Origin of the sequence: Candidatus Phycosocius bacilliformis (genome assembly GCF_003112735.1) — a bacterium.
Classification (GTDB): Bacteria; Pseudomonadota; Alphaproteobacteria; order Caulobacterales; family Aquidulcibacteraceae; genus Aquidulcibacter; species Aquidulcibacter bacilliformis.
On record NZ_BFBR01000005.1, the window covers coordinates 56,344 to 68,938 of the forward strand.

Genomic DNA, 12,595 nt, shown 5'->3' on the forward strand with positions numbered 1-12,595 from the left:
GCGGGGGCGCAGATGGATCTGAAGGCATTGATCCCGCGCGGTCTGTTTGCCCGCTCGCTTCTGATCATTGTGCTGCCGGTGGCCATCATGCAGATGGTGGTGACCTATGTGTTTTTTGATTTGCATTGGGAACAGGTCAGCCGCCGCTTGAGCGAAGGCGCTGCCGGTGACGTGGCCATGGTGACCCAGCTTTACACCGCCAATCCGACCCAAGAGAACCTCGAAGCCATCACACGCTATGCCCGGGCCGATCTGCGGCTGTCTGTGGCTTTCAAGCCTGGCGCAAAATTGCCGGAGCGCGAACGTCTGGCCGTCATCCCGGCGTTTGACCGGACGTTGCGCCGGGCCTTGTCCGGCTCACTTCGGCAGAAATATTGGTTCGATACCACCCGCTACCCCGATTATGTGGACATACGGGTCGAAGTATCCGGCGGCGTCTTGCGGTTTCTGGCCTATCGTGACCGGGTATTTGCCTCGACGGGGGGTATTTTCATCCTGTGGCTGACGGGGGCGACCATCTTATTGGCCACGGTGTCAGTGCTTTTCATCCGCAATCAAGTTCGCCCGATGGAGCGTTTGGCCGATGCCGCCGACCGATTTGGACGGGGTGAACATGTGGACCTTAAGCCGGCGGGCTCTGCGGAAGTGCGGCGTGCAACCTTGGCCTTCTTGCAAATGCGCGACCGGATTCAGCGCCATATTGAGCAACGCACCAATCTTTTGGCCGGTGTCAGCCACGATTTGCGCACGCCCCTCACGCGGCTCAAGCTGCAATTGGCGATGATGCCGCCCTCCCCCGATAGCATGGAAGCCCGCCAAGACATTTTGGAAATGGAGCGCATGCTGGAAGAATATCTGGCTTTTGCGCAAGGCCAGTGGTCTGAGGAGCCTGTAGCCTTGGATTTGGCGGATCTGGCCCGCACGATCATTCAAGATGCGGCCCGCGCCGGTCGCACCATTGATGGATCCGGCTTGGCCGAAAGCTTGCCCACCACCGGTCGGCCAATTGCGCTCAAGCGGTGCCTGTCCAATCTGGTTGAAAATGCGCTGTCCTTTGCCCAGACCGTCACATTATCCTCAAGCCAGAATGAGGCAGCGATATTCATTCATGTCGATGATGACGGACCGGGCATTGATCCTGACCAGTATGAAGAGGCACTCAAGCCGTTCTCGCGTCTGGACCCCGCGCGCAACCAAAATCGCAAGGGCGTTGGCCTCGGATTGGCGCTAGCATCCGATGCCGCCCGCTCCCACGGGGGCAGTCTCATTCTAGAGCGTTCAGACCTCGGAGGCCTTCGTGTCAGCGTGCGGCTGCCGGTGTGAAGGCCGTTTAAACAGCGCTGACAGCCGTTCACCCAATCGCGTGCCGCGTTGAACCCAGTCGGCATGGTCGCGCAGGGTCTGATCCAAAGCCGCCATGGTCTTGGACAAATCCCCGCCATCACGCATCCAGACATTTTCCACTTGCGAGAGGCGACGTGCCAATCCCAATATCCGGGCGGTGGACATCAATTGATCGGTCGACACGCCACAGGCTTCAAGCGCCCATGCGGCGGTGCGCAGTCGACGTGCTGAACGGGCAAGGCGGGTGGCCGGTTCCTGCCCATCCCCGTGCAGAATTGACATCCAACTGGGCCTTGCGTCTTCCAGCCCATCAAAGCGGGCCATGACAATCTCAAACAGGCGGTCATGGTGGCTGGCCCCGGCCTCCACACCCTTGGCAGCCTTGAGCATAACCAGATCCAGGTCGTGATCGAGCCGATCGGCAATCGCCTGCTTGCCAATGCCGGCAGCCGCACAGGCATCCAAGCTTAACTCTGAAGCGTTACACAGATCGAACAAACTAATCTGTTCCCACGCCCGCTGCGCGCTGAGGTCCAAGGCAGCGCGTGCCAATTGGGAAAGCAGCTCAAGGTCTGATGGGCGGGTGTGCATGCCCTCGATATAGGATGAGGCCAGTTGATTTTCTACTTACCAAGCTGCCGGGCTCGATGAATCGCGGTCTCAACCGCCCGGCGCACCAGACTGACGATACCCCCACCCGCAGTCAAAACATCGGTGGCTGCGGCAGTCGTGCCCTCCGGACTTGTCACAGCCCGGCGCAATTCTTGCGGGGTTTGGCCGGTTTCTTCCATCAAGGCAGCAGCCCCAATCACAGTCTGCCACGCCAGACGTTCAGCCAAAGCCCGTTCCAGCCCTTCAGCCTCCCCGGCCGCAGCCATGGCTTCGGCGAGCAGAAAGACATAAGCAGGGCCAGAACCAGAAACAGCAGTCACCACATCAATCTGCTTCTCACTTTGGAGTTTTTCCACCAGCCCCAAAGGCCGCAACAGCGATTTGGCGAGCTCTTCAGTCGGGGTGGGAACTGTCGGGCTGCACCAATAGGCCGTGACGCCTTTACCGATCTGGCCGGGCGTGTTGGGCATCGCGCGCACCACATGGGGGGCATGGGTGTGCTCGACAATTTTAGCGGTTCCGATCCCCGCCATGATGGAAAGCACCACCGTGTTCTCGCCGATTAAGTGCTTGACGGTCTGGTCCGCGACAGTGGCAAACACTTGCGGCTTGATCCCCAAGACCACGCAATCAAACTTGGCTCCAGCCGCCGGATCAGGATTGAGCAGCCAGCCCTTCGCCGACACGATCTCATTCACTTCTGGGGATGGAAACGGGTCACATACCACCAAGTCGATTTGATCGGCCAAAGGGGCCCATCCACGCAACATGGCTCCGCCCATCCGGCCACCGCCGACAAGCGCAATTCGGTTTTTCATAGAACTCACGCCTCTCCGGCAGTCTCAAACAAAGCTGCCTGCGCGGCCTCTTCGGGTGTTTTGCCCGCCCACAGCAAGAAGTTAAATGCAGGATAGAAGCGCTCGCATGCCTCAACCCCTGCTGCCAAGATGGCCGCCACTTCGGCGGGTTCTGGCCCACTGCGCCCGATCAAGGGCACAACCACACGCCATGACAGGGCATTGTCATCAGACGATAACTCAAAATGGCCAAGCCAAAGTGCTTCATTCAGCAATGCCAGCAATGCCGTAATGTCACCTCGGCGCAGACGGGGGGCTTTGAGGTCAAAAATCAAGCTGAGCGCCAAGGAGGGTGCATCCTCGCGCGCCACGAACACCCCATGCAGATCGCAATAGGTCATGGCAGCAGCAAAATGCACTTCCTCGTCGAGCCGTTCATAGGCACGTGAATCTGCAGACAGCACTGCTTCGACCGTGTCGAGGGCGTCGGCATCTTCAAACAGATCGTCATTGTGAAGCCTGAATTGGCGGTCCATGGGCACCTCCACGGTAATTCGCTGACAGGCAATGCGCGAATCGCGCACCGCTCTGGGGCATGGTTGGCGGGAAAGGCGCGACCTGCAAGCGGTGCGCCACTGATTTTAGCTGCTCTTGGTCGATTTTTTTGACGTCGCAGCCTTGCTCGCCACTTTGCCTGATTTTGCGCCACCAGCCTCTAACGCATCCAGCCTCGCTTTGAGGGCATCGGCTTCGGCACGGGCAGCAGCGGCTAAGTCCTTGACAGCATCAAACTCATCCCGGCGAACCAGATCCATATCGGCGATAATACGCTCCATCTGGGCGCGCCAGAAGGCGCGCGCCTCTTCACCCACGCCTTGGGCGACGCCTGCCGCGCTGGTTGCCAGTTTTGAGAATTCGTCGAGGAAAGGATTACGTGTTTGCATAGGGACCTTTTAGCGGGTCTGAACAGATTGCGCTATGACCATCTTGCATCATGCGCGTGGCTGAGTGTTCTCGCATAAGGTGCTTAAGATCGGCTTTGCTGCCAGAGTGAAGTTTGCCTTACCAAATAGGAGGGCATTTTCGACATTAAAGGCTTCCCGACTGCAACCACCGGGCAACAGCCTATGCACAGCCCCGCATTTTCTTGCTAGACCATCACCATGATCGATCTGGCCATCCCCTTCCCGCCCTTATCGCCTTTTGTGTTCCAGACCCCGGCTTTTGAGCTTTTTGGCCTATCCATCGGCTCTTTCGGGTTGCGTTGGTATGCTTTGGCCTATGTCACTGGCCTTATCTTGGGCTGGCGCATCATGGTGCAAATGACGCGCAAGCCAGCCCTTTGGGGCGGGGTGTCACCGCTGAATGAGGAAGATATTGATGACTTCCTCTTCTATGCCACTTTGGGCGTATTACTGGGCGGACGCCTCGGTTATGTGCTCTTCTATCGCCCAGAAATGCTGGCAGACCCCATGTCGGTCCTCAGAATTTGGGAAGGCGGCATGAGCTTCCATGGCGGGTTCTTAGGCGTATGCTTGGCCGTGATTGGCACCGCCTTGGGGCGCAAGAAGCCGCTCTTGTCGCTGGCAGATGCGGTGGCGGTGGTGGCCCCACTGGGGCAGCTTTTTGGACGCTTGGCCAATTTCATCAATCAAGAATTATATGGCCGCGCGACGGATGTGCCTTGGGCGTTTGTGTTCTCCACCGACCCAGACGGTCTGCCCCGCCATCCCAGCCAGCTCTATCAAGCCCTGTTGGAAGGCCTGTTATTGTTTGTCATCATTCAGATTGCCATTCACCGCTTTGGCATTTTGAAGCGGCCGGGTCAGGCAGCAGGCCTGTTTGTTGCCGGCTATGGCGTGATGCGCTTGGTGGGAGAGCAATTCCGTGAACCTGATGCAGGCCTGCTTCTGGGCCTGACGCGCGGCGAGTTTTATTCCCTGCCCATGATCCTCTTCGGGATTGTGTTGTTCGCATGGGGCAGCCGGCGGGCCAAGCCGGCTGATGATCAGGCCGCCGCGCCCAAAGGCTAAGGACGATGGCCCCCGCCAAACGGCCTGCGCCAAGCCCGCTTGAACAGCGCATCGCCCAGATGATTGAGGCCTGTGGCCCCATCAGTGTGGACGCCTTCATGGCCCAAGCGCTTTATGACCCTGATATGGGCTATTACACCCGGGTCCAGCCTCTGGGTGCGCAGGGGGATTTTACCACCAGCCCCGAGATCAGCCAGATGTTCGGCGAATTGATTGGCCTGTGGGTCGCCCAAAGCTGGCTGGACCTCGGCAGTCCCGCCCCGTTCAAACTGATTGAATTAGGTCCGGGCCGCGGCACACTCTTGGCGGATATGCTGCGTGTATTTGCCAAAGTACCCGGCCTGTTGGCGGCCGTGCACCTGCATTTGGTGGAGACCAATCCCGTCTTACGACAGCTGCAAAAACAGGCTGTGGGGACCCAGCTCGCCCAGTGGCATGATCGGCTGGAGGATGTGCCCCACGGACCTGGCATCGTGATCGGCAATGAATTTCTCGACTGTTTGCCCATTCGCCAATATGTACGCACCGAGCAAGGATGGCATGACAAGCTGGTGGGACTGGATGGCAACAAGCGGTTGAGCTTTGGGCTCTCCCCCGTGCTGACCAACCCGCCTGATGTTGCCCGACCGGACGACCCGATTGGTGCGGTGCGCGAAATGGCCCCTGGACTACAAGCTGTGGTCGAGGCGCTGGCAGACCGGCTCAAGGCCCATCCCGGTCGGGCCTTACTGATTGATTATGGTGATGTGAGTGGCCGTCCCGGTGACAGCCTGCAAGCGGTGTTGGCACACCAAAAAGTCCATCCACTCGACCATATTGGCAGAGCGGACTTGACCGCCCATGTCGATTTTGCCGCCCTGACGGCCTTGGCGCGGCACGCAGGCGTGGGTGTCCTTGGACCTGTGACACAGCGCGATTTCCTCATCGGACTGGGGATCATCGCCCGGCGCGATGCCCTCATTCGCGCAAACCCCCACTGCGAATCTGACATGACTCTGAGTGTGGAAAGACTGATTGGAGAAGCGCATATGGGCGGGCTGTTCCATGTGGTCGCCCTTGAGTCCTCCCTCAATGCTGCCGATGGGCCACCAATTGGACTTTAGACTTCCATGCAAGACCTTGCCACCAAAGCCACCTCAACCCCAGATGCGGAAGAGGTCATCTATGATCTCGCCCCGGTTCGCTCTGCCATGCTGTCACAATTGGCAGGCTTTGAGCATGGATTTTATGGCCGCGTCGGTGGGGTATCGTCTGGGATTTATGAAAGCCTGAACTCGGGTCCGGGCTCGCAGGATGATCCTGCCAATGTGGCTGAAAACCGGCGGCGGATTGCCACACATCTTGGCGTGTCTCCTGACCGCCTATTGTCTGCCTATCAAGTTCATGGTGCCGATGCGCTGCTGGTTGATGGCCCCTTCCAAGGTGAGCGGCCCCAAGTTGATGCATTGGTGACACGCTGCCCCTCGATTGCGCCCTCCGTCTTGACCGCTGATTGCGCCCCTGTGCTGTTTGCAGACCCTGCGGCGCGGATTGTGGCGGCTGCCCACGCGGGCTGGAAAGGTGCTTTGGGAGGCATTTTGGAGGCTACTTTGGCCCGCATGATCAAGCTGGGCGGCGCGCCTGGTCGGATCGTGGCCGCGATTGGGCCCTGCATCGCCCAAGCCAGCTACGAAGTCGGCCCTGAATTTGTTGCCCGCTTTGTCGCAGCTGATCCGGCCAATGAGCGTTTCTTTATCCCCGGTGAAGATGATCGGTCGCTGTTTGATTTGAAGCGCTATTGTGCCGCTCGCTTGCGCGCTGCCGGTCTTGGTGCCGTAGATATTCTGCCTCATGATACATGTGCAGAGACGTCGGTCTTTTTCTCCAACCGTCGGCGTAATCTGGCAGGGGAAGCCGATTATGGCCGCAATCTGTCTGCCATTCGTATCGCGCGATAGCATGGGAAGGCTTGCCTACGGGCCTATGTCTCTCTAATCGACCGCCTTAGGCAACAGTGCGAGTCTTGCGCCTCGCTTGGCGTCTGGAGGGGGACAGATCACCATGAAATTGCTGGCCGGTAATGCCAATCTTCCGCTGGCGTCCGCCATTGCGGATTATCTCGACGTGCCATTGACCCGCGCCCAAGTGCGCCGCTTTGCCGACAATGAGATTTTCGCCACAATTGATGAAAATGTGCGCGGTGAAGACGTTTTTATCATCCAGTCGACCAGCGCGCCGGCCAATGACCATTTGATGGAATTGCTGATCTGTATGGATGCGCTGCGTCGGGCTTCCGCCCGCCGGATCACCGCCGTGCTGCCCTATTTCGGCTATGCCCGTCAGGACCGCAAGACCGGTGGCCGCACCCCGATTTCGGCCAAGCTAGTGGCCAATCTGATCACCACGGCCGGGGCAGACCGGGTGCTGACCATGGAATTGCACGCCGGCCAAATCCAAGGCTTTTTCGACATTCCCACCGATAATCTCTTCATCACCAACACGATGGAGCGCGACATTCGGCAAAACTACAAGACCGATGATCTGATGATCGTCTCCCCCGATGTCGGCGGTGTGGTGCGCGCCCGCGCGCTGGCCAATCGTTTGGGGGCTGATTTGGCCATTGTCGACAAGCGCCGCGAACGGGCGGGCGAGAGCGAAGTGATGAATATTATCGGCGATGTTTCGGGGCGGGCCTGCATCCTGTTTGACGACATCGTCGATTCTGCAGGCACTTTGTGTAATGCCGCAGCCGCCATGATGGAGAAAGGTGCGGCCTCTGTGTCGGCCTATGTTGCCCATGGCGTGTTGTCGGGCGGGGCGTTCGACCGGGTCGACAAGTCGGCCTTGAAGGAATTGGTTGTATCCAACTCCATCGACCATGCCGATCGTTTCACCACATCCAGCAAGGTGCGCTGCGTCACCGTCGCGCCCCTGATCGGAGAGGCCATCCGGCGCATCGCCAATGAAGAAAGCGTGTCGAAACTGTTTGATTAGGGGCGCAAAGCCCTAGCGCGGGCGACCCGAAAGCCGAACACCAAACCAGCCCGTCACCGTCGTCACAAGTTTGCGCACGCTCCGGCCCGGTTTGAGCAGATCATAAACTATGTATGCCGGATCGGTTTCACCATGTCGGCGCGATACCATGCCCAAATCTTCCAGCTCCCGCATGAGACGGCTGAGTTCATCAGGGCGAACATGGCTAAACTGACGCACAAGGTCTTCATGGCGGATGCGATCATCTTCCATCGCCGCCAAAATCTCGGCCCCAAATTGGGCAAGCTCAGGGGACATGGCTTGAGGTGCTTTGGCGGGCGTGAAAAACATATGTTGGCCTTGACCCCTGCTGTAACCCAAATGGGCATGCACGCGGGGTCAGCGTGCATGCAGGCTTAATCCTTACACTTAACTGGTTGAGAATTTGGATAACACGCCAGTGCCGCCTTCCAAGCCCGTCATCCCCACTGGAACGGAGCGAAGCGAGGAGCGGTGACACCTCCGCGCATTTGAGGCATGCGGTCCCAGATCGGCTTTACCGTCCGGGATGGCCGCGCTTTGGTGAAATCTGTGTCCCATCAAAATGGATCATCGATCCTTGCCGCAACATCTGAGTTGTCACAAGTTCCCATTCTTCGAAGTCCGATCGCATCGCGACACAGCAAAGCTGCGCACATGACCACCGATCTGTCGCACAAACAATTGAGATAGCGGTTTGGCTGACCCGGCGGGTCAGCCTACCGCATCCAAGGGGGAAAAGAACTCGAAAGCCGCCGATGCAAGGCGCATTGCGAAAACCATTTTCAGGTTGCAAAAATCGCAAATTTACTCAAAAGTCAAAGGCGGCCCACAAGGAGCCGCCTTTCTCTTGTCCCCAAGGGGTGTGGGTCTAAGCCCAGTGACCGTTTCCCGAGGCACTCAACCAAAACCTACCAAAAAGACCTTAAATCATCAAGATGATTTCTGGTAAGTGCGCGACCCTAGCCGGTCGCAGATCACCACTTAAAGCCCCCGGCAGACCATTCGGCCTGCCGGAAGAGCCTAAAGCGTCTTACTCTGCCATGGACGCTTCGAGATTGGCGGCGACTTTCTTCAAGAAGCCTTCGGTCGACAGCCAGGATTGCTCATCACCCACCAGCAAGGCCAAGTCCTTGGTCATGAAGCCTGCTTCGACGGTGGCGATCACCACTTCTTCGAGCTTGGTCGCGAACGTCATGAGTTGGGCATTGTCATCCAGCTTGGCGCGGTGGGCGAGGCCACGGGTCCAGGCAAAGATCGAGGCAATCGAATTGGTGGAGGTTTGCTCACCGCGCTGATGCTGGCGATAATGGCGTGTCACGGTGCCGTGGGCGGCTTCTGATTCCAGCACTTTGCCATCGGGTGTCATCAGAACCGAGGTCATAAGGCCAAGCGAGCCAAAGCCTTGGGCCACCGTGTCGGACTGCACGTCGCCATCATAATTCTTACACGCCCACACAAAGCCACCCGACCACTTCATCGCCGAGGCCACCATGTCATCGATCAGGCGATGCTCATACACAAGGCCCAATTCTTTGAATTGGGCGGCATAATGGGCGTCGAACACTTCTTGGAAAATGTCTTTGAAGCGGCCGTCATAGGCTTTCATGATGGTGTTTTTGGTCGACAGATAGACCGGATATTGCCGCGCCAAACCAAAGGCGAAGCTGGCATGAGCAAAGTCGCGGATCGACTCGTCAAGATTATACATGGCCATTGCCACACCCGCGCCGGGATAGTCGAAGACTTCATGCTCGATCACCTGGCCGTCTTCGCCAACAAATTTGATGGTGAGCTTGCCGGGGCCGGGCACTTTAAAATCTGTCGCCTTATATTGATCGGCGAAAGCGTGACGGCCGATGATGATGGGCTTGGTCCAGCCTGGCACCAAGCGGGGGACGTTTGAGCAAATGATGGGCTCGCGGAACACCACCCCGCCCAGAATGTTGCGGATGGTGCCGTTGGGCGACTTCCACATCTTCTTCAGCTTGAATTCTTCCACGCGGGCTTCATCAGGTGTGATGGTGGCACATTTGATGCCCACGCCATGCTTTTGAATGGCCTTGGCAGCATCAATCGTGACCTGATCGTCGGTGGCGTCACGGTTTTCAATCGACAGGTCGTAATACTCAATCTGCAAATCCAAATAGGGCAGGATCAAATGATCCTTGATCATCTGCCAGATGATCCGGGTCATCTCATCGCCATCGAGATCGACAACAGGATTAGCAACTTTGATCTTCGCCATGTGTTTCCCCTTTTGGTCCACGCGTGGTGGCCTGCAAGTGATAGGTCCGCAAATCGGTTGGCTGGGCTATAGCACCTCCAGCGACGCGGAAAAGACGTCTTCAACAAGAGTGACTGTGACAAAATGGCCAAAGATGCAGATGAGGGCGCGGCAATAGACGGGTTGGGTGATGCAGCAAGCAGCCCACAGGCCGGTCGACGGCTGGGTGTCGGGCCCAAAGGGCCTCTGTCCAAAGCCGAACAAGCTGCCCTGCCCGGCTGGGGTGCGGCCCCGGCCATTTGTCTGGTTGAGCCACAAATGGGCGAAAATATTGGTGCGACAGCCCGGTCCATGGCCAATTTCGGCTTTGCAGAACTGATTCTGGTCAAGCCGCGGGACCCATGGCCCAATCCACGCGCCTGGGCGGTTTCACGCGGGGCAGAATGGCCGCTCGAACAGGCGCGCGTGGTCGACACGGCTGCAGAAGCCTTGGCGGACAAGACCTTTGTGGTCGCCACCACCGGCACGCCCCGGCAATTGGACAAGCCACTGGTCGGCCCGCGCGCTGCGGTGGCTTTGCTGCGCGAGGCGATGGGACGGGGTGAAAAGCCCGTGGTTTTGTTTGGGGCCGAACGCTCTGGCCTTGATAATGATCTGATCATTGGCGCGGATGTGTTGATGACCTTTCCAGTCGATGGTCGCTTCCCCAGCCTGAATTTGGCCCAAGCTGTGGCCTGCTTTTGCTATGAATGGGCCAGCGGCACCGAAGCAGATGGCCCCCCTCCGGGCTGGATGATTGAGGAAAAAATCCCCGCCCCGCGCGCCGCGTTTGAGAGCTTCTTTGACCATTGGGTGCAAGAACTCGACACCACCCGCTTCTTCTGGCCCGATGATCGCAAGACCACCATGGTGGAAACCATGCGCAATGCCTTCATTCGGGGCCGCTTCACCATGAATGAGATCAGCCTGATCCGCGGCGCGCTACGCTCTCTTGCCGGTGGTGCGCGTCGCCGCGCGATCGACAGTGACACACGCCTGATCCAGACCCGGTTGCAGACATGGATTGCCGGGCGGGCCGCAGGCGATCACGCCACGTGCGAGACGTGCCAGAGGGCCGATGCTGTCATCGGATCAGGCCCGACCACATGCACCCTCGTCACCATGGTCAGCGATGGCACGGATGCACTGGTATTGGTTCGCCAAGACGATGGCAGCCACGGCGTTTGGCAAATCCAATTGATCGATCGCTTGATTGCAACAGCGAGCTACCAAGATTTCAGCCCGGCCTGAACCGGGCCGTCCTTACTTGGCGGGTTTGGCCGACATGAAAGCGGGCACATGGGTGCGCAGCCAGTTGCGGGCAGGCTTTTCGATCACTGCATGGGCGATGGCCGCTGCCACAATGCTGATCACCAGCGCCAAAGCGCCTGCCACCAGCGCCACGCCACCCTTGGGTTCACCAACCAAACGCTCAACAATCTGGTAGAAAGCGATATCCACCGGCAGATGCACCATATAAGCGGCAAACGAGATTTCTCCCAGATAAACCCAGGTCCGCGACGCCAAGACAGGTTTCTGATTGGCTTTAGAGGTTTCAGCCAAAAAGAAGACCACACCACACAAGCCCGGCCACAACCATTCTGAGGGCCAAGACAGGCTAGCGGCAAACGCAATCCAAATGGTGCTGGCGGCCACGCCTAGGCCTGCAACCCCGGCTGGCAAGTGAAGGTGACGGCCTAACAGCCACAAGGCGATCCCCATGCCAAAGCTGGGCACGATACGCAAAATCGCGCCCTGCCATGTCATGTCCATCAATTCAATCCCATGATGGGCCATCCAGGCGGCAAACAAGGCAAAGATGCCCGCCATCCACACCACACCCAGCCAGGGACGGCGAACAAACAGGCTGGCCACAAAGAAGCTGATCGGGAAAGTCAGATAGGCAAACCATTCAGCCGAAATCGACCAGGATGGAAAGTTCCACCCATCAGAGCCAACCACACCCCATGCGTGGATCAGCAAAAGATGGGCCGGGATTTGATCCACGACAAAGGCCTCGGCCTTGAAACTTGCCCCCACAAGGTTTCCCGCCGCCCAGATTGCAACAACCGCCAGAAGGCAAGCCACATGCAACGGATAGATGCGGGCCAGTCGGGCCCAGATAAAGTTTCGCCACGAAAAAGTCTTTGCCTCGACGTGGGGGCCATAGACATGTGCCAGCACAAAGCCTGACAAGATGAAAAACAAATCCACCCCATAAGTCCCTGCCGCCACCAGACCAATCTGGTCACGTGGTCCCAAATCAAACCGCTCCCAAAAGAAGAAAATCAGCAGCCAGAACGCAGCAACAAAGCGCAGACCAGTCAAAGGGCGGATATCGGCAGGGTACAACATAGGAGGGATTTCCTCGCGATAAACAGATCAAATGGTCGGCTGTGCAGGGCCTGACATGCGCGCGTGTCTCGACTTAAGTCAACCGACAGGGACCTCATTTCCCCCGCAAAACATATGCCGTTGCGAACACAAGACGCAGGCATTCCCATCAAGGGCTCGACTTTTAGGTGATTTCCTGCAATCAGCACGGCTTCACT

At 58.1% G+C, this 12,595-nt stretch carries 13 protein-coding genes; 6 read left to right on the plus strand and 7 right to left on the minus strand.

The genetic code is table 11. From position 1 onward, the window contains the following. Positions 1 to 12: 12 nt before the first annotated feature. A complete protein-coding gene (locus PbB2_RS08840) occupies positions 13 to 1,323 on the plus strand; it encodes an ATP-binding protein (protein WP_108984966.1) in 1,311 nt (436 codons plus the stop codon). On the opposite strand, the gene PbB2_RS08845 is transcribed toward PbB2_RS08840, so the two are convergent. The 4 genes from PbB2_RS08845 to PbB2_RS08860 form a co-directional block, all read right to left on the minus strand. Next, entirely contained in the window at positions 1,279 to 1,935 is a 657-nt protein-coding gene (locus PbB2_RS08845; RefSeq protein WP_108984967.1) for a hypothetical protein, read from the minus strand. The genes PbB2_RS08840 and PbB2_RS08845 overlap by 45 nt on opposite strands. A gap of 32 nt (positions 1,936 to 1,967) precedes the next feature. Beyond that, positions 1,968 to 2,774 carry a pyrroline-5-carboxylate reductase gene (proC, locus tag PbB2_RS08850; RefSeq protein ID WP_108984968.1) on the minus strand — a complete coding sequence of 269 codons (807 nt, stop codon included), beginning with the start codon at positions 2,772 to 2,774 and terminating at the stop codon, positions 1,968 to 1,970. 5 nt (positions 2,775 to 2,779) lie between these two features. Then, complete coding sequence (locus tag PbB2_RS08855; RefSeq protein WP_108984969.1) at positions 2,780 to 3,289, minus strand: type III secretion system chaperone family protein; 510 nt, start codon at positions 3,287 to 3,289, stop codon at positions 2,780 to 2,782. Between the two features lie 105 nt (positions 3,290 to 3,394). Further along, complete coding sequence (locus tag PbB2_RS08860) at positions 3,395 to 3,697, minus strand: accessory factor UbiK family protein (protein WP_108984970.1); 303 nt, start codon at positions 3,695 to 3,697, stop codon at positions 3,395 to 3,397. Positions 3,698 to 3,931: 234 nt separating this feature from the next. On the opposite strand from PbB2_RS08860, the gene lgt reads away from it, so the two are divergent. From lgt to PbB2_RS08880, 4 genes are all read left to right on the plus strand, one after another. Further along, positions 3,932 to 4,786: a prolipoprotein diacylglyceryl transferase gene (lgt, locus tag PbB2_RS08865; RefSeq protein WP_420887458.1), complete on the plus strand. Its 855-nt coding sequence runs from the start codon at positions 3,932 to 3,934 to the stop codon at positions 4,784 to 4,786. Between the two features lie 5 nt (positions 4,787 to 4,791). After that, a complete protein-coding gene (locus tag PbB2_RS08870; RefSeq protein WP_108984972.1) occupies positions 4,792 to 5,889 on the plus strand; it encodes a class I SAM-dependent methyltransferase in 1,098 nt (365 codons plus the stop codon). 6 nt (positions 5,890 to 5,895) lie between these two features. Beyond that, on the plus strand, positions 5,896 to 6,723 hold the full coding sequence (gene pgeF, locus PbB2_RS08875; RefSeq protein ID WP_192576257.1) for a peptidoglycan editing factor PgeF: 828 nt from the start codon (positions 5,896 to 5,898) through the stop codon (positions 6,721 to 6,723). Between the two features lie 103 nt (positions 6,724 to 6,826). Continuing rightward, positions 6,827 to 7,759 carry a ribose-phosphate pyrophosphokinase gene (locus tag PbB2_RS08880; RefSeq protein ID WP_108984973.1) on the plus strand — a complete coding sequence of 311 codons (933 nt, stop codon included), beginning with the start codon at positions 6,827 to 6,829 and terminating at the stop codon, positions 7,757 to 7,759. Between the two features lie 12 nt (positions 7,760 to 7,771). Here the strand turns inward: PbB2_RS08880 and PbB2_RS08885 are convergent, their stop codons facing one another. Further along, on the minus strand, positions 7,772 to 8,089 hold the full coding sequence (locus PbB2_RS08885) for a winged helix-turn-helix transcriptional regulator (protein ID WP_108984974.1): 318 nt from the start codon (positions 8,087 to 8,089) through the stop codon (positions 7,772 to 7,774). Between the two features lie 721 nt (positions 8,090 to 8,810). Next, entirely contained in the window at positions 8,811 to 10,025 is a 1,215-nt protein-coding gene (locus tag PbB2_RS08895) for an NADP-dependent isocitrate dehydrogenase (RefSeq protein WP_108984976.1), read from the minus strand. Between the two features lie 123 nt (positions 10,026 to 10,148). Here PbB2_RS08895 and PbB2_RS08900 point away from each other — a divergent pair, with 123 nt between their 5' ends. Continuing rightward, entirely contained in the window at positions 10,149 to 11,294 is a 1,146-nt protein-coding gene (locus PbB2_RS08900; protein ID WP_108984977.1) for an RNA methyltransferase, read from the plus strand. Between the two features lie 12 nt (positions 11,295 to 11,306). Here the strand turns inward: PbB2_RS08900 and PbB2_RS08905 are convergent, their stop codons facing one another. Continuing rightward, entirely contained in the window at positions 11,307 to 12,398 is a 1,092-nt protein-coding gene (locus PbB2_RS08905; RefSeq protein ID WP_108984978.1) for an acyltransferase family protein, read from the minus strand. Between the last annotated feature and the right edge of the window lie 197 nt (positions 12,399 to 12,595).

What these genes read in the sequence shown, in the direction of transcription:
- PbB2_RS08840 (WP_108984966.1), top strand. Translation starts at nt 13, where the DNA reads ATGGATCTGAAGGCATTGATCCCGCGCGGTCTGTTTGCCCGCTCGCTT.
- PbB2_RS08845 (WP_108984967.1), bottom strand. Translation starts at nt 1,935, where the DNA reads ATGCACACCCGCCCATCAGACCTTGAGCTGCTTTCCCAATTGGCACGC.
- proC (WP_108984968.1), bottom strand. Translation starts at nt 2,774, where the DNA reads ATGAAAAACCGAATTGCGCTTGTCGGCGGTGGCCGGATGGGCGGAGCC.
- PbB2_RS08855 (WP_108984969.1), bottom strand. Translation starts at nt 3,289, where the DNA reads ATGGACCGCCAATTCAGGCTTCACAATGACGATCTGTTTGAAGATGCC.
- PbB2_RS08860 (WP_108984970.1), bottom strand. Translation starts at nt 3,697, where the DNA reads ATGCAAACACGTAATCCTTTCCTCGACGAATTCTCAAAACTGGCAACC.
- PbB2_RS08870 (WP_108984972.1), top strand. Translation starts at nt 4,792, where the DNA reads ATGGCCCCCGCCAAACGGCCTGCGCCAAGCCCGCTTGAACAGCGCATC.
- pgeF (WP_192576257.1), top strand. Translation starts at nt 5,896, where the DNA reads ATGCAAGACCTTGCCACCAAAGCCACCTCAACCCCAGATGCGGAAGAG.
- PbB2_RS08880 (WP_108984973.1), top strand. Translation starts at nt 6,827, where the DNA reads ATGAAATTGCTGGCCGGTAATGCCAATCTTCCGCTGGCGTCCGCCATT.
- PbB2_RS08885 (WP_108984974.1), bottom strand. Translation starts at nt 8,089, where the DNA reads ATGTTTTTCACGCCCGCCAAAGCACCTCAAGCCATGTCCCCTGAGCTT.
- PbB2_RS08895 (WP_108984976.1), bottom strand. Translation starts at nt 10,025, where the DNA reads ATGGCGAAGATCAAAGTTGCTAATCCTGTTGTCGATCTCGATGGCGAT.
- PbB2_RS08900 (WP_108984977.1), top strand. Translation starts at nt 10,149, where the DNA reads ATGGCCAAAGATGCAGATGAGGGCGCGGCAATAGACGGGTTGGGTGAT.
- PbB2_RS08905 (WP_108984978.1), bottom strand. Translation starts at nt 12,398, where the DNA reads ATGTTGTACCCTGCCGATATCCGCCCTTTGACTGGTCTGCGCTTTGTT.